Source organism: Paenibacillus sp. FSL H3-0329, assembly GCF_037963285.1.
Classification (GTDB): domain Bacteria; phylum Bacillota; class Bacilli; order Paenibacillales; family Paenibacillaceae; genus Paenibacillus_AQ; species Paenibacillus_AQ odorifer.
The window spans coordinates 4954379-4972915 of sequence record NZ_CP150150.1; the positions used below are offsets into that span (position 1 = coordinate 4954379).

Annotated in this window: 17 protein-coding genes; 4 read left to right on the plus strand and 13 right to left on the minus strand. The window is 43.6% G+C overall.

Annotated features, from left to right (window positions below):
• Positions 1–51: 51 nt before the first annotated feature.
• Together NSQ66_RS22020 and NSQ66_RS22025 are read left to right on the plus strand one after the other, a co-directional pair.
• Positions 52–912 carry a LysR family transcriptional regulator gene (locus NSQ66_RS22020; RefSeq protein ID WP_235219488.1) on the plus strand — a complete coding sequence of 287 codons (861 nt, stop codon included), beginning with the start codon at positions 52–54 and terminating at the stop codon, positions 910–912.
• 84 nt (positions 913–996) lie between these two features.
• Complete coding sequence (locus NSQ66_RS22025) at positions 997–1398, plus strand: VOC family protein (protein WP_036683113.1); 402 nt, start codon at positions 997–999, stop codon at positions 1396–1398.
• A gap of 737 nt (positions 1399–2135) precedes the next feature.
• On the opposite strand, the gene NSQ66_RS22030 is transcribed toward NSQ66_RS22025, so the two are convergent.
• The 3 genes from NSQ66_RS22030 to NSQ66_RS22040 all read right to left on the minus strand — a co-directional run bounded on the left by NSQ66_RS22030 (position 2136) and on the right by NSQ66_RS22040 (position 4194).
• The gene (locus tag NSQ66_RS22030; RefSeq protein ID WP_036683116.1) at positions 2136–2837 is read right to left on the minus strand and encodes a YetF domain-containing protein; all 702 of its coding nucleotides are present in this window, start codon (positions 2835–2837) and stop codon (positions 2136–2138) included.
• A gap of 242 nt (positions 2838–3079) precedes the next feature.
• Positions 3080–3433: a VOC family protein gene (locus tag NSQ66_RS22035; RefSeq protein ID WP_036683117.1), complete on the minus strand. Its 354-nt coding sequence runs from the start codon at positions 3431–3433 to the stop codon at positions 3080–3082.
• A gap of 149 nt (positions 3434–3582) precedes the next feature.
• Positions 3583–4194: a DedA family protein gene (locus NSQ66_RS22040; protein WP_076142266.1), complete on the minus strand. Its 612-nt coding sequence runs from the start codon at positions 4192–4194 to the stop codon at positions 3583–3585.
• Between the two features lie 54 nt (positions 4195–4248).
• Here NSQ66_RS22040 and NSQ66_RS22045 point away from each other — a divergent pair, with 54 nt between their 5' ends.
• On the plus strand, positions 4249–5694 hold the full coding sequence (locus NSQ66_RS22045; protein ID WP_076142265.1) for a hypothetical protein: 1446 nt from the start codon (positions 4249–4251) through the stop codon (positions 5692–5694).
• Positions 5695–5941: 247 nt separating this feature from the next.
• Positions 5942–6154, plus strand: a complete 213-nt coding sequence (locus NSQ66_RS22050) for a hypothetical protein (RefSeq protein ID WP_038572647.1) — start codon at positions 5942–5944, stop codon at positions 6152–6154.
• Positions 6155–6239: 85 nt separating this feature from the next.
• Here NSQ66_RS22050 and NSQ66_RS22055 read toward each other — a convergent pair whose 3' ends face one another.
• From NSQ66_RS22055 to NSQ66_RS22100, 10 genes are all read right to left on the minus strand, one after another.
• The gene (locus tag NSQ66_RS22055; protein WP_076142268.1) at positions 6240–6551 is read right to left on the minus strand and encodes a hypothetical protein; all 312 of its coding nucleotides are present in this window, start codon (positions 6549–6551) and stop codon (positions 6240–6242) included.
• A 120-nt stretch (positions 6552–6671) separates the two neighbouring features.
• A complete protein-coding gene (locus tag NSQ66_RS22060; RefSeq protein WP_081388171.1) occupies positions 6672–7010 on the minus strand; it encodes an ABC transporter permease subunit in 339 nt (112 codons plus the stop codon).
• A gap of 222 nt (positions 7011–7232) precedes the next feature.
• On the minus strand, positions 7233–8348 hold the full coding sequence (locus NSQ66_RS22065) for a glycoside hydrolase family 88 protein (protein ID WP_076142264.1): 1116 nt from the start codon (positions 8346–8348) through the stop codon (positions 7233–7235).
• A complete protein-coding gene (locus tag NSQ66_RS22070; protein ID WP_249267776.1) occupies positions 8338–10203 on the minus strand; it encodes a DUF2264 domain-containing protein in 1866 nt (621 codons plus the stop codon). Before NSQ66_RS22070 ends, NSQ66_RS22065 begins: the two co-directional genes overlap by 11 nt.
• A 24-nt stretch (positions 10204–10227) precedes the next feature.
• Positions 10228–11826, minus strand: coding sequence for a helix-turn-helix domain-containing protein (locus NSQ66_RS22075; protein WP_036683135.1), 1599 nt, complete (start codon positions 11824–11826; stop codon positions 10228–10230).
• Positions 11801–13516, minus strand: a complete 1716-nt coding sequence (locus NSQ66_RS22080; protein WP_339279392.1) for a sensor histidine kinase — start codon at positions 13514–13516, stop codon at positions 11801–11803. Before NSQ66_RS22080 ends, NSQ66_RS22075 begins: the two co-directional genes overlap by 26 nt.
• Positions 13517–13704: 188 nt before the next feature.
• Positions 13705–15069: an extracellular solute-binding protein gene (locus NSQ66_RS22085; RefSeq protein ID WP_339279393.1), complete on the minus strand. Its 1365-nt coding sequence runs from the start codon at positions 15067–15069 to the stop codon at positions 13705–13707.
• Between the two features lie 140 nt (positions 15070–15209).
• Positions 15210–15992, minus strand: coding sequence for a carbohydrate ABC transporter permease (locus tag NSQ66_RS22090; protein ID WP_052097522.1), 783 nt, complete (start codon positions 15990–15992; stop codon positions 15210–15212).
• Between the two features lie 63 nt (positions 15993–16055).
• The gene (locus tag NSQ66_RS22095; RefSeq protein WP_339279394.1) at positions 16056–16961 is read right to left on the minus strand and encodes a sugar ABC transporter permease; all 906 of its coding nucleotides are present in this window, start codon (positions 16959–16961) and stop codon (positions 16056–16058) included.
• Between the two features lie 191 nt (positions 16962–17152).
• The gene (locus NSQ66_RS22100) at positions 17153–18535 is read right to left on the minus strand and encodes an MATE family efflux transporter (RefSeq protein ID WP_339279395.1); all 1383 of its coding nucleotides are present in this window, start codon (positions 18533–18535) and stop codon (positions 17153–17155) included.
• Between the last annotated feature and the right edge of the window lie 2 nt (positions 18536–18537).

The window sequence follows — 18537 nt, forward strand, 5'->3', positions numbered from 1 at the left end:
AATGATTACAAAAACCAATGATTAGAGGTCATTCATATGGAGATTCGTCAGATGGAAAACTTCATTGCTGTGTGTGAGGAGCTTCATTTTACACGAGCAGCTGAGAAGCTTGGCATATCTCAGCCTACGTTGAGTCAACAAATACGCGCGCTCGAGGATGAACTCGGAGTTCCCTTATTTGACCGAGTCGGCAAAAAGATTGTGATGACTCAGGCCGGAAATCTCTTTCTGGAGCACTGTGTACAGATGATTCGGCATTTACAGAATACCCAGGATGCGTTAGCTGAATTACGCAATGATCAACGAGGGCGGTTGGTAATTGGTGTTCTCCCTTCCGATCTGGACTATCGGCTCACCCCATTACTCGTGAATTTTCATACGCGATTCCCTAAGGTGCAGCTGAAGGTTATCTCTTCGATCTACGTCTTGAATCAAGTACTGGATAATGAAGTAGACATCGGGATCGAGATCATTTCCGCTCCTGATGACCGGCTTGTACGCATTCCTTTGTGCAGTGAAGAATATGTACTTGTCGTTTCCGAGAAACATGATTGGGCTGAACGAAGCACAATTGGAATCCAGGAACTGCGTAATATCCAAACTGTAATGTTCCCCGAAGGATTTACAGGCAGAGAATTGGTTGATGGCTATTGCCGTAAATATGGCTTCAGCTTGAATACGATCATGGAGACCAGTTCGGCAACTTCCATTATTAGCTTGGTTAAAGCCAACGTCGGAGGAACATTGCTGCCTTATCCTCTGATCCAAGCGATGAATGAACCAACACTACACTGCATCCGAATTACAGACGATCCGCCATATCGTCACTTTGAGATCATTCATCGTTCCGACCGTTTTCTGACAAAATCGGCCAAGGCATTTATTGAGAAAACTATCGAGTATTTCAATTAAAGGTGAGTTGCGAAAGAGATCGCTTCTGCTGCCAGAAGTAGAGTATAGTAGGAATAGTTGAAAATATATTAGGAGGCTACAGCCATGTCACAGGAGATTTGGATTAACCTGCCAGTCAAAGATGTTGAGAGGTCAACTGCCTTTTTCAATGAGATTGGATTCCAAGCGGTGAGTGTTGGTAACGAGAGAGCCAAGCTTGTTATAGGCCAAACAACAATTCTGCTGTTTCCGGATGCGGCGTTTGAGAAATTCACAGGTTCAAAGACCGCAGATACTTCCCATAGCGCTGAAGTAATATTCTCCATTGGTGCTGAAAGCAGAGAAGAAGTAGATGCCTTTATCCAAAAAGCAGAGTCTGCCGGAGGAAACATCTTTGGCAAGCCAAGTGAAACTGACGGCTGGATGTACGGCGCAGGATTTGCCGACCTGGACGGTCACCGCTGGAATCTGCTGTATATGGATGAGAGCAAAATGCCAAAACGCTAATATAAAAACGCAGGTCACCTGCATATTTGAACTAACCTTCCGTTAGCTAAACAAAGGCAGCCGCTCCATTGACTGGCTGCCTTTGTGTCGTAATTGAGTTTTTTAGGAGTGAAATTTGAAGCGAAAAGCCAACACCGACAAATCCAAGATATGGTGTAAAAATTTTGCTTATACGTTGATGAAAAGAGCTGGGAACGGAATGAATAAAGAAAATAGGGACTTCGCTGAACGAGTTCGATGATTTAGCTGGTCAACTGTACCTGAACATTGAATCAAAGTGGACTATATTTGATTCAGTTCCCTCTCAATACCCTAGTAATGAAAGTCAAATTGCAGATGTCTCAGAGGAAGAAAAGTACAGTCAAATAATAAAGCTGAGACGTGAAAAAATTACAGATATAAAATTGGGAGACGTTACTCCACATTTAATTATAAACTTGGAATCAGGAAGCCTATTATTTGTTAATGGTTTTCATGAGAAGTATGAATGTTGGCAGGTGGGAGTAGAATTTGATAATTGGCTGGTTGTTGCATGTCCAATGAATGGAATTGCTACATGGACCTCAAATAAATTTGAATAACAAAAAACACTCCATTGTCAGGAGTGTTTTTTGCTTTATATACTGATATACATTTTGTGGTCAAACTGTACTTTGTATTTGGAAGCATTACGGTGAACCGTATTATATATTCAAATTTCATGGCTACGCGATTACACTTTCGGAGGAAACATACGTTTATGGACCCTCAACCACATGTACCTGCACTGTAAGCTTACTATCTACGGTTGCCAAGATGACATTGTTCAATAAGTGGGGCTGTATTACCGTTTCCAGCCATTCGCGGTTTTTGCCGATTTCGCGTAAAAGTGCATGTTCAATGTGGCCATCCACAATAATCGGTTTGGTCAGGTTAAATGGTTGTGTGGCCAACTTCAGATCAGCCGGAGTTACAGGCTGATAAGCCGTATTTACGAAGACAGAAAGAGTACCGCCTGGCTCCCATGAAGCAAAGGCAACCTTCGAGATATCCTCTACGCTCGACTTTCTCAGCTCTGCATACAAAAAATCAATAGGTAACTTTGCCTTCGATAGGTTCCGGTAATTAAGCTTCCCTTCCTGAATAAGAGTAATCGCTGGAGGATCGAAAAATTGTTTTAACAGTGGGATCTTTAAACTGAGCCAGATCGCGACTATGTATAGGATCACGAGCGAAAGAGTCGTAATCATGGAACCCTTCAGGCCAAGTTGCTCGTCCGACAGTGGATGCGCAATAATATTTCCCAGCGTCAGCGCGATGATGAAATCAAGAAACCTAAGCTGCGATATTGAACGCTGACCCATCATTTTGGCAGCAATTATAAGGAATACAAATCCGACAATCGAGCGTAAAATCCACCCTATTGCCGACAATGACTCTTGGCTCTTAAAAAAATCCACGCGCTCTTTTCCTCCGTTATCTTATTTTCCATTAATTAGGTTGCCCTATCTCTACCCAAGACATACAATTCGTAGCAACACTCTATGTAATGTTAGTTTTTTGTATCAGCGACATTACGCTCTACTGCCCGTTAGTTGAACAAAGGCAGCCGATCCCCTGACCGGCTGCCCCTATGTCATCATTTAGCTATCGCTATTCGACAGTTTAACAATCAAGATTTCTGCACGCCGTGACCACTCTTCTAATGTCTATGTGCAAGGATATTAATAAGTTTGCCAAACGGGTCGCGGACATAGAATCGCCGAACGCCCCAAGGCTCATCAACAGGCCCATATTCTATCGGAAATCCAGCTTTCTTCATGCTTTCAAATGTAGCATCGACATCATCGACTTCAATTGATAGATCAGGCGTAGGCGTTTCTGAGCCACCCTGTGAGGCAAAACTAATCTGAATGCTCATCTCCTCGTCTAAACCATAAGTTCTAATCCAACCATGATCCATCATTAAATCAAGACCGAGCACATCCTCATAGAAGCATTTAGCTGCCGTGATATCCTTCGTGTTTATATTGGCGACGATTCGTTTGACCTTCATTTCAAACCTCCCAGACATAAGTAGATTAATCTTGAATATAGAATACATTCAACATATAACAGTTAATTCTAGCATCGACGTTCCTAACCTTAATTTATCCATAATAAGCTGCGAGGCTCACCGAGCAGAAAACACCCGAAGAGTTGGCATTAAGTCTGGTTACGAAATCTCCGTACTAACCATCTCAACACAAGAAGCACCACGATTCCGCAAATGGTATAACTGATTGGGCGAATAAATTGCTCCACGATACCCCAGTTGTCACCTAAGCGGTATCCCAGATAGATCAAAGCTAAGTTCCACGGGATACAGCCGAGTGCTGTAAATGTTATGAATCTCCAAGCTTTCATTCCAGCAATCCCTGCGGGCAGTGAGATAAAAGTACGAATAAAGGGCAACATACGAGTAAAAAATACGGTACTCTCGCCATAACGCTCGAACCAACGCTCCGATTGCTCCAAATGATGCTCATTCAGGAGAATATATTTTCCGTATTTCTCTAATAACCGGCGTCCACCAGCCTTACCAATATAATAGGCAATGATGGAACCCAGTAGGTTTCCGAATATCCCAGCAACAGCAACTTCCATAAAAGTAAGCGAGTCTTGCGCAATCAGCCAGCCACCGCTGAGCATAATCACTTCGCTGGGAATGGGAATACAGGCACTCTCTAGAATCATCCCTAACCATATGCCCCAAATGCCCATAGAATTAACAAGGTGAAGCGCGGATTCAGATATCCACGTAAATAGTTGATGCATGAGTGTTCACTCCGCTTCATAAATTTTCTATTATATAAGAAAGGAAACAAAATAATGGTGAAATTCAATATACACAAATTTTTGTACGGCATATTCGTTATAGCCGCTATCTTGCTGATGTTCCCTAAATTTTCTTACAATGATCCCGATACCTTCTGGCATATAGAGCTAGGACAATATATGATCGGGCACGGACAAGTTCTACATCATGCCATACATACTTTTTACGGAGATAAGCTGCCCTACGTCCCTCATGAATTCGGATTCCAACTGCTCGTTGCCCCGCTTTATGCAGCTTTTGGATGGCCGGGTGTGTATATTTTGACCGCTGTATGCTTGTTCTTTTTAGTGCTCGGATTGCTTCGGCTAGGTAAGGTTTCACGCAAAGAACTGGGACTTCAAGAAGACCATGTTCTCCTGCTCCCTTTTGTGCTGCTAATTTCTTGCTGGATTTATTATAATTATTTCAAAGGCCGTCCACAGATGATCTCTTCGTTTATGATTGTCTGGTTTTTCGTATATTTACGTGAATATCAAATGAGTTCTCAAAAGAAATATGCCGCTGCGATGATTGCTCTTTCTATTGCCATTGCCAATTTCCATGCAGGAGTATGGCTTGTAATTGCTGTATTTACAGGGATGGCTCTGCTTGAATCCTTGATCCAAAAAACGCTGAATGGGCGTAAAATCATAGTCTTCAGTCTCGTCTGGTTCGTTGGCATTCTAAATCCAGGCGGCGTAAAAAGTCTCTTGTTTATTTTGACAGTAACGAAAAAGAACTTTAACCTGCTGATCAATGAATGGCAGCCGATTCGGTTCAATAGCTTGGAGAACTTGCCCATCTTACTATTGCTTTTGTTCTTTGCCTGCACACTTCCTTTTGCACTCCAGCGTAAACCGTTCCGTTTTTTTCTTATGCTTGGGATTCTATACCTCGGTGTATCAAACTTCAAGCAAAACCTGTTTATGTGGCTGTTCATCCCCTATTTTGCGGCTGTATTTTTTGATGCGCTTCCTGAGTTCACCAAAACAGGTATTCTAGTCCGACAAAGTACATTACGCGGGTTACTGGCAGTTGGCCTGCTGCTAAACATTGCTTATCTATTCCTTGTACCACCAGTTATTGACGCCAAAAAATATCCTATAGATGAAATGGACTATATTCTGCAGCATACATCTGAAGGTACACGTCCCAAAGTTCTCGCCCACTACGGTTCATCCGGCTATGTCATGTTTCGAGGGGGAGATGTGTTATGTGATGGCAGACAAGATCCCTTCGTGACAAAAGATTCTCTTGGCGTATTGGGTTGGACTGCTTTTGAACGCTCGATGCACGGATTCTCTGAATACCTTCCCGAGATCGTTAATTACGATCAGCCCGATTATGTAATTACGAGCAAAAAGGTCTCATATAAACTACTCAAGGAATGGACACAAAAATTTGGTCAGCCCGTATTTACAGGGACCTATGGCAGTGTCTTCTCGTTTATCCCAGAGTGATGATCCGGCTCATTAATTCCTCACTCTGTAGAACGCAAAAAAAAACGCTGACCTGAGGCAATCTAGCCTATAGTCACCGATCCGCAAATAAGTATTCTGATTAATAACATCCGCATGGTAAGGATATACATAATTAAGACAAATAAGAAAAATAAGTTAGTAAAATATCAAGTCTAGCGTTGATTGTTCCTAAATTGTATAGTATTTTATGGAAGAAAGGTAATTTAAAAGAAGGGAGGAATTAAAAATGGACAAGATGTGTATGGAAATGATGATGAACATGTGTATGGATGATATGATGTCTAAGATGAACTGTATGAAGATGGGCATGGAAAAAATGTCTGAAATGGGCATGATGGATATGAACATGGATATGATGATGAAAAAAATGCAGGACTGCGATGAAATGATGACTATGTGTATGACAATGATGCGCGAAGGAATGCAAATGTCTAAGTAGCCTATAGACCATCGTAAGTTTGGCAGAGCAGACTAACTGCATGCCTTTTTTTATTTTCTATTTATTATTACAATGTGAGCTTAAATTATATCCTGATATATCTACTCTGAATCTTCTTCGATAGATTAATCCGTTCCTGCTTTAACTCCCAGACTTTCTCTTTCCACCGGTACTGCTCTACTGGATCCGCACTTTCCCTCAGCTTATTAAATAAATCCATTAATATTGCATTTATATCGTCGAATTGAATCCACAGCTCGTTCACACTTTGTTCTGTTGTCTCAGCATGAGAAGCCTTACTCAGCTTATTCAAACGGTCTATGATGTCAGCTTGCCACTGTCCATCGTTAATTGCTTTGGCGTAGTTTAGAAGATCCAGATAATCATCGACAGACATTTTCACCGACTCCTTATTCTGTGTATACCCAGTATTATACTCGGCATTATAGAAATTGCAATAGTCTATCAGCAGAAAAGGCATCTTCTCAGATGCCCCCGCAATGTTATTCCTAATCTGTTACTGGATTTTCCCACCTTCAACAACAAGCTCATCGGTATATCCTTCACCGTAAATTTCATTTAAGGTTTCTTTATAGGCTTGATGGATAAATTGTTCTTTACCAAAGCCATAGTAAAGAAAAAAGAGCTGCACAAGTAAAGGGGTGTTCCGTGAAAGCTCAATGTAGATCTTAATAACATCACTTACGATTTTGACCTTATAGTACAAGACGATACTAAACAGTAAGCCAATAAGGAGTGAGAAGACAATAGCTAACAACGCTAGCTTCACTGTCAGCCACATCGCCCCACCATAAAGCGGCAAACTCTCATAGATAAACTCCCAGTCTAAATTCATATCTGAGTAACCCGATCCCCTTTTCTTAATTTCTAATAATTATCAAAATCTTACATTAAACCTTACGTGTGGTGATATGATTTTATTCATACTATTCCAAGTAAATAACTACGTTTTAAAATTCTTGTATAGTAGTCCACAAAAAAAAGAAAACCGCTAAGAGATTAGTCTTAGCAGTTTCCTTTTTCTATAGGCTAAACCTTTCCACATTCTAACATCTCACTACCAATAGCCTCGGATGCCAGTCTGCAAGCGGATCAACGCTTCCAAATAATAATAATCTCCCCAAATCATATGACCATCAGGCACACGTCCACCTCTCACATGATAAGAACCATGCTTTAGAAGTCCCTCTGCTTCCGGATTTCCAGATGTCGCATAATGTTCCACTAGGGATTTCATGCTACGGTGTAAAGCAACTTCATAAATGGCCCGGTCCGGATCATCTACGCCTAGGTGATCGAGCAGTTCCAAAAGACCGGCTGCAGCAATCGCCGAAGCCGAGCTGTCGCGAGGGGTATCCGCTCCCACTGGCACATCGAAATCCCAATAAGCCACACTGTCCTCCGGTAGATGGCTGATAAAATAATCCGCTAGGCTCTTAGAGGTCTTAAGAAAATCCTCATTCTGCGTATAGCGATACGCCAGAGCAAAACCGTATATTCCCCAAGCTTGACCCCGTGTCCAGGTCGATCCGTCCTCATAACCTTGATGTGTTCCCCCACGAATTGCATTTCCGGTAGCCGGATCAAAATAAAAAGTATGGTAAGAGGAGGCATCCCCACGCACAAGAAATTTCCGGCTCTTAAACGCATGTTCGAGCGCTATTTCATAATAGCGCCTATCTCCTGTTTCCTCCGCTGCCCAGAACAATAGAGGTAAATTCATCAAGCAGTCAATAATGATACGTCCCGCATTCTCCGGGTCACTCTCCAGTCCCCAGGCCTGAAGAATCCCTGCTGGTTCACGCCAGCGCTTGCACAGCGTGTCCGCAGCTTGCAGGCCGACAGCTCGCGCCGCTTCGCTGCCCGTTATTTTCCACTCCGCTACTGCAGTCAGTGTATACAAGAAACCAATATCATGATGGTCCAGGGCAATGTGCTGATCCAGACGATGCTTGAAGTCCCCTAACCAAGAGGCTGCCGCCTCCTTATAGCATGAATCCTTACTATATTCATAAGCAAGCCACATCATCCCAACATAGAAACCCTCTATCCAGTCGTCGTTGTCTCCCCATTCGTACTGTTGCCCCTCAGCGATATGAGGCAGTTTGCCCGGATGGTTAGCAATATTGCTCCCAACTTTGTGAATCGCATCCTCAATAGCCTTATTCCACATCTTTGTTTCTCCCTTCCCTTAAATCAACAGTATGCAAAAGTGTATCGTTACTAGGTTCGTATACAGCAACCCTTCCGTCCGAGTGCCATTGAATAAGCGGTGGTGAAGCAAGACTTGCCTGGTTCTCCGGAGTATTCGTCGCTCCGAAGACAGCAGATATCAATACTTGATCTCCCGGTTCCAGTCTGGAGCACAAGCTCGGAAGAAGTGTCCGCGGCTTCAGCAGATTGGTATTCGGCTCGGGATGTACGCACTCTCCCCGATCAAAGCCGCTTAGCCTATGTATGGCACTGATTCCCCAGGGCAGCTGCACCGAAACAGCAGTGTTTGATACCTTAATGGTTTCCCGTTCACTGTGCGAGAAGCCAGCTGACTGGCCAATGGCAAATCCACCCTCCGCTACATCCAGCCGCCGGGCAGTATGAATGCTGTGAACACGAACATGCCATAGACCTGCCGGAATAATCCATGTCTCCACATGTACATCACTCCAGGGATGCCAGCGGGAATATACATAGCTGTCTCCGATTTCCCAGGTCTCGCAGAATCTGCGTACCCGATAGTGTTCATCACATTCGCATAGTGCGAGTGTAGAATCGTAAGCGCCTTGAACCAACCCGTAACCCGCTTTCGGGACACTAAAGCCAAACAGAGTGGAGTATGCAAATTTAGAATATTTGGCTGCACTATGGGCCATATCAAAATTAGCCATCTGGCCAGAGGTATAGGCAATAACATGCCTGTTTCCTTCCGGACGACTCACAAGCATTCGCGCCTCTTGGAGAGCCCGTACCTCTTTCAAAATAGGCAGCGGCTCTTCCTCCGCCTGCCAAAAAGGATGATCATCTGGCAAGGCAAGAATAAGCATAGCTTTAAAGGCCCAATACGGAGATCCGGGGGCGTTGTAGCTCTCTGTCATAACTAGATTCGGATAAGCATATCCGATGCTAAGCAGTCCGTCTAATCCCATAATAGGTTGTTCAAACCACCAACGAAAATGGCGCATAATGATTCCCTTAAGAACGCCATATGAAAAAGGAACCACTTCTGCATACACCAGCGCGCTCCAGAAAGAAACCTGTGCAAAACGATAGGTCAGGCTACGACCAAAAGGAAGTGCGCTTCCGTCCTCAGCGAACCAATAAATGAAATCCTCGGCAAATCGTGCGGATCTTTCCCGATAAACAGCAGCTCTCTGAGGATCATCATCCGCCATCAGCTTAGCGTATATCAGCGTATAATAATGCATAGCAAAAGCAATATAATAGTCCCTCTGATCGGTCAATCCATCGGAATACCAACCATCACCAAGATAGTAAGTATCGATCTTCGCTAGATAATCATCCATTATGCTCTGATCATAAGGCAATCCGACTTTCTTGAAGCCCACATTCACAAGAACCGTGAACATCAGCCAGTTATTCGGATTGGAACGATCCACATGATTAATCTGATTTAGCCAGTTATATACATTCATTTTCTGCGTGTCGCTCAGTGGCTCCCACATTTTATGTGGTGCAAGAGCAAGCCCCAATCCCAACACGGCCTGCTCTACCATACGCTGATCTTTGGTAGTAAATTGCCCCCAATATTCTTCATGCTCCGGGTCTGTTCCGTTGATGATCCCTTCCAGAAACATCGGCCAGAGTGCACTTTCCCCTCCACCGCTGGCATGAGGAACAAGGCCCCATAAAGGACGGGCGAAAGCTTCCATAAGCGCTGTAGCTTCATTGTAAATCGATCCTGTAGCGCCCATATTAATTCCTGCACAACCAGAAGTAAATCTGCTCTCCAGTGGAGTATATAGTTCATTTAGGAACATCTGTAATTCATTTTTAGTGGCCTTTATTTCCACAGCAATGTTTCCTCCTGTCCACACTTAATGCCAAGCCGCATATTCGCTAGGTCTCATGCCCATTTCCCGTTTAAACAGCTTGATGAAATAACTTTTGTTGGCATATCCCAAATACTCGGAGATCTCTTCCACTGTCTTTTCAGATTGGTTAAGCAGCTCCTTTGCCTTCTGAAGCTTTAGCATATTTACATATTCAATGAAGTTCTGGTTTGTTTCCCGTTTGAATAAGCGGCTGAAATAACTGGCATTTAAGTTAAGGCGGCCTGCCATGTCCTCCAGCGTTATTTTCTCCGTCACATGACTAATCACGAACTGCTGGGCTTTGATGACTTCACTCCGTTTAGACTTGATGGAGAACATACTTATTTTCCGCGCTAATTCCTCCAAGTACTGCACCAGCCATTGTTCCAAATGCTCCAGAGTTTCAATGTCACCAACCACGCTAAATAGCTTTTCTTCGGTTATAGGCAATGGAGATTGCAGAAGCTGTTTCGTCTTCATCTGCAAGTCCATCAGCAAGCGAAGCACACATTCCTTGACTTCATTCGGATGGAATTTTTGCGAGGCCACCCATTCCCTCCATTCCTTTACATGAACGCGAAGCTCCGTGTTCCTGTTCAAGGCAATATCATCATTGATAACAGCGTACAAGGTTCCATATTCAGCATAAATATCTTCTCCGGAAAAGCAGACTTCTTCAAAACGGTGAATTCCCGCCGCAGGGAGATAAAAGCGCTGTATTTTCTCCTTCAGCATCCGCTGCAATGTTCCGCGAATTTCCTCAGGACTGCGCGCCTCAGCGCCAAATAAGCAAGAGACAGAAAGTTTAAGATATTTCTGAACCGCAGAGGCTGCATTTTGAATGGAGTGATAGATTGCCTGGTGATCTTTGGAAGGCTGGTCGCTACAAAAGAGAATGACTATCTCCTTATGGCTGTATCTCGAAATAAACAGACTGTGATCAGCCTCAAGCACTTCCTGCATAATATTCTCAACCGCAAAAGAAATCGTATATTCACTCATCCGGCGCACCCTTGAAGCTTCCTCTGGACGGTCAATTACAATAACCAGCGGGATATAGTTTTTGGCATGGATCATAATTCCGTTTGATCGGGCCTGCTCGATCCAAGCCCCCTTGTCCCAGGATTGATACAAGGTATCTTTTAGAAACTTTTCCTTCAGCGCGGCGCGATTTTGAGACTGCTTTTGCTTATAAACCAGCATCTCCGTATGCTGCTGCCTATTCAGTCCCACTTCCGCCACAAGGGTTCTAATCGCTTGCTGTAACTGCTCAATATCCAGTGATTCCTTTAAAATATATTCTCCTACGTTTAATTTCAGCGCTTGCTGGGCGTATTTGAATTCGTTGTGGCAGGAGAGAATAATCGCACGGATTCCGGGCTGCACAGCTCTGAATAGCTCCAGCATCTCCAGCCCGTTCATCTTGGGCATGCCAATATCGGTAATAATGAGATCTGGTGGACTCTGCTGTGCTTTTTCCCAAGCCTCGAGACCGCTATAATAACATCCGGTGAGTTCAATACCGAGCTCGCTCCAAGGTACGGCCTGCGACAAATAACGGATAACCGGATAGTCATCATCCACCAATATTGCCGTCAGCATTCTCCACACCCACCTTTCCGTAATTCAGAGGAAACTCCAGACAAATCTCCGTGCCCACATCAGGTTCACTTTGAATATTCAGCTTAAAAGAAGCGCCATAAATCATACTGAGGCGTTGGGCCACATTGCGTAAACCTATGCCGGAGAACCCTTTTCTGTCCTCCTCTGTAATTTGTTCGCTGCTGTATGCGGTTTCACGAAGTCTTGTTAAAGTTTCCGGTGACATCCCGATCCCATTATCCTTAATGGTGATAACCAAGCTTCCCGTAGTTGCAACAATACGAGCTTCAATAAAAATTTCGCCACCAAACTGCTCGAAGCCATGGATGATGGCATTCTCGATCATGGGCTGAATCATAAATCGAGGCACCAGTGCTTCAGCGCTCCCGTCCGCTAAATTCATTTCCAACCTGACCTGATTGGCATGGCGAAAATTCATTAAAGTGACATAATGCGATATCGTATCTGTCTCCTCACGAAGCGGGATAAACTCATTGTCCCTGTTAAAGGTCATACGGAGCAAAGACGACAGCGAACCAATCAACTCAGCATTCTCCCGATCGCCTTGCATCAGAATATTTAAGCGAATCGAATTCAGCAGATTAAACATAAAATGTGGATTGATCTGCGCTTGTAGCATCTCTAGTTCGGCTTTTCTTTTTCCCGTCTGTTCATAAGTGATTTGTTCAATCATAGACTCGATCCGATCCAGCATCTGATCAATGGTGCGGGCGAGCTGTGCTGCCTCATTATTCCCTCGAATGAACGAACGTTCATCTAACTGACCACGACCTATTCGCTTTACAAAAGCGCTTAATTTTACGATAGGCTGAGTCAGCTTTGAGATTAGAACGGTTAAGAGAACGGAAAACAAGGTAAAGAAAAGAATCTGCACCGCCAGGCTGATAAATAAAATCTGCTTATTTTTTGACAAGGCTGCCTTCAGCGGGATAATGCTGACCATCCGCCATTTGTTGCTGCTCAGCTCCTGATCAACATATAAAAACTTCTCTCCGTCGATTTCCACAGTGTCGAGCTCGCCATCCTTTTTCAACCACGTCATCGTCTCTCCGATTCGGGCCTTATCAGCATGGGAAACTACAGTTCCCTTGTCATCCAAAAGCATCATCTCTTTATCATTATCGTTATTTAGATAAGGACGGAGCTTGCGCTCATTGATATTAATAATTAAATATCCGATGGTACTGCTAGAGGTCGATTGAATCGGCCTTGCAATGGTTACCCAATCAGCTGAGCCTTTATCAGAATAATTGTAGTACGTATCGTGCTCCGCTCTCCAATAAGTCGAGATGGGTTGAATTTGTTTCAGCAACGATGTCCAATTCTTGTTGTAGAAATTACTCGGATTAAAGTCACTGTAAGGATAGCTGGTATAAATAAAACCATTCTTTCCGATTAACGTCACTTTCAAATATTCTGTTAAAACAAACATATCATCCAGCATCCGCGACATACGGTTATACTGAATGATCTGCTTTGGTGCACGGAGCGACTCAGAATCGGCAGACATCATCTGCCTGATCTCGCTGTTCTGGAGCACAAAATTGGACTGTTCCAGTGTCTGTTCAAATATGGCATTCATATTGGCGCTGGCTGCATTTAAAGATTCTCTTGCGCTACCAACCGCTTTCTCCAGAATGAGATCCCGGGTCAAATAATCAGTAACCATGTAAATGCAGATAAGCGGGATCAGGACGCAGATCAGCGATGACCAGACAAGTTTCTTACGGAGGGATTGATGCTTTCTAAACACGGATTACAGGCCCCACATCTGTTTGAATTTGGAGCAGGAGGCAGAAATGCTTTCCTGCCCCCACATTATAAGCCCCCTTTGAAAAGCGTACAATCAGCCTCCGCTTACTTTCCGCTATTGTTCTGAACAACTTCCGTTATTTTTTTATCGATATTGGCAACCGTGACATCCAGATCCTGTTGGCCAAGGAGATACATCTCCGCTTCTGGAATAACGTTGTTCTTAGCTTCATCCGCATATTTAGCCGGAACTTGCGTTGCACCAGGTGTCGAGTTCTCCATCGTATATTTCAGAGAATCGACATCAATCTTAGAGGCATCCTTAGAACCACTCACAATTGTATCCACTAATTTGTTCGTATCCGATTTGGCCCAGCCAGAGAAAACGCGTCCACCGATTTCAAGTCCTTCTGAGGTATACCAGCGCACAAAGGTATAGGCAGCCTCCTTATGCTTGGATTTAGCGGCTATTCCCATGTAGGTCGGCTGTACGGGTGAGTAGTGTTTGCTCTCACTCTCAAGTCGGGGAATCGGCGCAAACGCGGTAACAAAGGTTGCCGGAATGGCATCCGTTCCACCCGATTCCGCAACCATCCAGTCGCCCATCGGAAGCATCGCTGCTAAACCGTTAAAATACTGATTCCGGTAAGCTAGTTTTTGCGAAATAATATCCTCATAAGGAGTGGCACTCTTATCTTCGTACATCATTTTCTTCATCATCTGCAGATTAGCCTTAAATTGCGGGTCAAGTGCATTGGAGGTTCCATCAGCTTTTAGAAAAGTATTATCCGTAGACTTGCTCATCAGCTGGAGCTGGAAATAATCCGGCCAATTATGCAGATACGCGCCAAAACGTTTCGTTGCGCCCTCGCCCTTGGTCAATTTCTTCGCATACTCTTCGAAATCCGCCCATGTCCAATCTGTCGGAACCGGAAGGCCTGCTTCATCTAACATTTCTTTGTTAAGGAGCACGAACCAGCGCTGCATGGAAGACGGTAACGCATAGATTTTGCCATTGACCGTAGTGTCCACCAGATATTCATCTGCGAGCTTATAACCTTCCTTCTGAATATAGTCATCCATCGGTTCCAATAACCCGATATCTGCACGCTGTGAATAGTTGGTATAAGGCAGTTCGACAATATCCAGCGGATCGCTTGCAGCCGCCATCAAATCCAGCTTCTGCATAGAGGCTACCGAATCACCTTTTTCATTCAGCAAATCTACTTCCACATGAATATCGGGATGCGTCTTCTCAAACTCCGCGATAATCGTGCTCCATTTCGCTTTGGCTTCTGTCTGCCAGGTGCTCAGCTTCAGGGTAACCTTCTCTGCTGCAGGCTTTGAATTTCCACCAGCATCGGGTGCATTAGTCGCTCCTGCATTATTTGTTTTCGAATTTCCGCCGCAAGCGGCCAATGATAACGCCATCGATGTGATGATGAATGCAGATAATAATTTCTTTTTCATTTAGACCCTCCTATAAATGTGTTGGGCATCACTCGCTTAATAACCAGTGACTATGTAACTGCTTACAAGAACATCCTAACATGCAGGATTGACGAGGAAAGTTCTCATATTCTACCGAAGAGAAACTATTTTGACTTTTATTATCCTTTCACACCTCCGAGGGCAATTCCCTCAATAACCTGCTTCTGTCCGAGTGCAAAAATGATGAGCAACGGCAGAATTGCAGATACCGCACCAGCCATCATGAGTGAATAGACATCCCCGTATTGATCCCCGAACAACCGGATCCCCAGCTGAATCGTAAACAACTCTTTAGATTTCAAAAAAATGAGTGGATATTGATAGTCGTTCCAGGTCCAAATAAAGCGCAAAATAGCATAAGTAGCTACAGCGGGACGGATCAGCGGAAAGGCAATCTGTAGAAAAGAGCGAAAATGCCCTGCTCCATCCATCCGCGCCGATTCAAGATACTCGTTGTTTACCCCCATAAAAAATTGCTTGAGCATAAACGCTCCAATAATACTAAAGCTGTTAATCAGGATCAATCCCAAATGTGTGTCAATTAAATTCAGCCAGTTAAACAGTAGAAACTGTGGAACCAACGAAGCCTGCGGAGGAACCATATAAAGTGCCAATACAACTATAAACATAGCATCCCTGCCCGGAAAACGCAGCTTGGAGAACCCATAAGCAGCAAGTGCGCATATCAGCACATTAATTATAGTCGTAGCCAGCGTAATATAAATGGAATTTCCATAATAGCGAGCGAAGTCACCCGACCATACCTGTTTATAATTTTCAATGAGGTTCCACTGCTGTGGCAACCATTGAATCGGAAAGTTAAACACATCTTTCTCCAGCTTAAAGGAAGTGGATAACATCCATAGGAACGGTAAAAGAAATGCGATACCTAGCAGTCCCATGGCGATGGTCCAGAAGGTTCTGGATAGAAGCTCTTTTTTCACTGTAATTTCTCCTTTCCGCCTTTAATAGTTGACCCATTTTTTTTGCGTCAACATCTGCAAGGCTGTAATGATCAGGCAAATAAGGAACAGAACGAGTGCCATGCTAGAGGCGTAACCTGTCTTCAGCTGATTGAAGGCTGTATCATATAACTCGTAGACGATAACGGTCGTGGAGTTAGCCGGTCCACCCTGGGTCAATACTTGTATCAGATCAAAGATTTTAAATGAGCCGATAACCCCTGTTACCAGCAGGAAAAAGGTAGTTGGCGAAATGCAGGGAACCGTGATGTTGCGGAATTTGCGCCAGACGTTGGCACCATCAATATCAGCCGCTTCATAAAGATCCTTTGGAATACTCTGTAAACCTGCGATAAAAATAATAATGTTGTAACCGAGCTGAATCCAGACTTGAATCAACATCAGCGACGGCAGAGCATAATGGATATCAGCTAACCATTTGGGTGGGTTGTTCCACCCCAGTGACATCAGGAATTGATTGACGGGTCCCAGAGAAGGGTGAAACATAACCTGCCAAACCATAGCGATGGCTACTACACTGGAGATATAAGGAAGGAAATAAATCACTTTAAACAAATCCTTCAGAAAAACCTGTTTATCAATCAGGATAGCCAGCAGCAGGGCAACGATGATCGTAACCGGTACTGTGATAATAAAGAGCAAATTGTTCAGCAAGCTTTTCATAAAAGCATCATCATGAAACAGTCTGATGAAATTATCTACGCCCGCGAACTTAATCCCCCCTAACCCAGCCACAAAGTTCCAGTCCGTGAAGCTTAACAGCAGTGAGCCCAGCACCGGGATCAACGTCAAGATGATCAGCCCAAGCATAAGCGGAGCAACGAATAGATATCCCGCCATCGCTTCGCGTGTGTCCATGTTAAGATGAAACCTTTTTTTGCGTATCATAGTTCTCCTCCTTTACTTATCCATAATTGTAGAAAAAGTAAGCAGTCTTCATAAGAACTAGAATTGTTCATTTTGGAACGAATTTTACCGATCCAGCAGTTTTATATTCCTTTTGCACAACGCAAAAAAAGCGCGAGCCAAGCTCCCGCAGTAAACAAAATCCATATTGAGTTTTACATAAAACAATCGCGTTATACCGACGTAACCTCTACAGCCCCTTTTCCATCAACGCCCGCACTATTCAGCTTTTTCCGAAAAATCATAAACAAAACCACACCCATCACACTCGTTATTACCTCAGTCACAGTCATCGACCAAATCACACCATGCAGGCCAAAAATAGAATGCAATACGATAATCATCGGTATAAATAATACACCTTGGCTTATTGCCATAATAGTAGTGGGTGTGCCTTGCCCCGTTGCTTGAAAAATGCTCATAAATAATCCGGTAAATCCATTAAATAAAGCCGAAATCAGCATAGCTGCCAAAATATAAGTTCCCATGCTTAACACAGAAGGATCGCCTGAGAACCAATGAAGAATCGTTCCTCTAAACACATATACTAGACTCACAAAAACAACTGCAATGCCGCCTATATATGCAAAAGCGTATTTGATGCTGGATTTAAGTCTCTCCGTATTTTTACTAGCAAAGTTAAAAGCAAATAGCGGAATCAATCCCAAAAATAAACCCATCGATAAAAATTCTGGAATCTGCACAATTCTTAAAGCCACACCAAATCCGGCGACCACACTCTCCCCATATTGAATGGAATAGTTATTTAACAAAAGCGTGCTGACAATTAAAAAACTGGCTTGCAATAGCTCGGCTGTACCTATTTTATAAACCTCAAGCTGATCTCGTACAGATATCTTAAAATGCTTCAAAAATCCTCTTAAATGCTCACTTTTCGTTTCCAAAAAGTAAATATAATAAATAGCAGAGCCCAAATTTGCTAAAACCATAGCCAAAGCAGCCCCGGCAACATGCCAATTCAGCACGAGAATAAATATAGGATCAAAAATCAAACTTAAAGCCGTACTGATAAAAATACCATACATTGATTCCTTCGAGGCCCCTTCCGAACGGACCAGTTGTTCCAATGCAAAATTAAGCACAACAGCAAATCCGCCTGCAAAAAGAGTGAGCGCGTAAGACTTCGTAAAGTCTAAGGTAGCAGCATCTGCACCAAGCATGCGCGTGATCGGATTAATAGCTAACCAAGCGATGAGCGCGATAAGAAGCCCCACTACAATACTCCCGTAAAAAGTATATCCGGCAACCTTTTTCCCTTTTTCCGTCTCTTTTTGCCCCGCCAAGCGGGTTACAAATGTTCCTCCGCCTACCCCCAATACATTTCCAAAAGCCATTAAAACGGTAAAAATAGGCAGGCCCAGCGTGATTGCGGTCAGCATACTTGTATTGTGCAATAAGCCGATGAAGTAAGCATTGATCACATTATAAATAGTACCCACAGACATCCCAATCATCATGGGAATCGATAAATGAGCGATCGCTTTTTTCATGGGCGCCGACTCTAAATAATATTGATTTGAGAACTCATTTGTCATAA

Bases quoted from the DNA above. Each gene is read 5' to 3' on its own strand.
- NSQ66_RS22020 (WP_235219488.1), top strand. From the start codon at position 52: ATGGAAAACTTCATTGCTGTGTGTGAGGAGCTTCATTTTACACGAGCA.
- NSQ66_RS22025 (WP_036683113.1), top strand. From the start codon at position 997: ATGTCACAGGAGATTTGGATTAACCTGCCAGTCAAAGATGTTGAGAGG.
- NSQ66_RS22035 (WP_036683117.1), bottom strand. From the start codon at position 3,433: ATGAAGGTCAAACGAATCGTCGCCAATATAAACACGAAGGATATCACG.
- NSQ66_RS22040 (WP_076142266.1), bottom strand. From the start codon at position 4,194: ATGCATCAACTATTTACGTGGATATCTGAATCCGCGCTTCACCTTGTT.
- NSQ66_RS22045 (WP_076142265.1), top strand. From the start codon at position 4,249: ATGGTGAAATTCAATATACACAAATTTTTGTACGGCATATTCGTTATA.
- NSQ66_RS22050 (WP_038572647.1), top strand. From the start codon at position 5,942: ATGGACAAGATGTGTATGGAAATGATGATGAACATGTGTATGGATGAT.
- NSQ66_RS22055 (WP_076142268.1), bottom strand. From the start codon at position 6,551: ATGTCTGTCGATGATTATCTGGATCTTCTAAACTACGCCAAAGCAATT.
- NSQ66_RS22060 (WP_081388171.1), bottom strand. From the start codon at position 7,010: ATGAATTTAGACTGGGAGTTTATCTATGAGAGTTTGCCGCTTTATGGT.
- NSQ66_RS22065 (WP_076142264.1), bottom strand. From the start codon at position 8,348: ATGTGGAATAAGGCTATTGAGGATGCGATTCACAAAGTTGGGAGCAAT.
- NSQ66_RS22075 (WP_036683135.1), bottom strand. From the start codon at position 11,826: ATGCTGACGGCAATATTGGTGGATGATGACTATCCGGTTATCCGTTAT.
- NSQ66_RS22080 (WP_339279392.1), bottom strand. From the start codon at position 13,516: ATGGTTACTGATTATTTGACCCGGGATCTCATTCTGGAGAAAGCGGTT.
- NSQ66_RS22085 (WP_339279393.1), bottom strand. From the start codon at position 15,069: ATGAAAAAGAAATTATTATCTGCATTCATCATCACATCGATGGCGTTA.
- NSQ66_RS22090 (WP_052097522.1), bottom strand. From the start codon at position 15,992: ATGGGACTGCTAGGTATCGCATTTCTTTTACCGTTCCTATGGATGTTA.
- NSQ66_RS22095 (WP_339279394.1), bottom strand. From the start codon at position 16,961: ATGATACGCAAAAAAAGGTTTCATCTTAACATGGACACACGCGAAGCG.
- NSQ66_RS22100 (WP_339279395.1), bottom strand. From the start codon at position 18,535: ATGACAAATGAGTTCTCAAATCAATATTATTTAGAGTCGGCGCCCATG.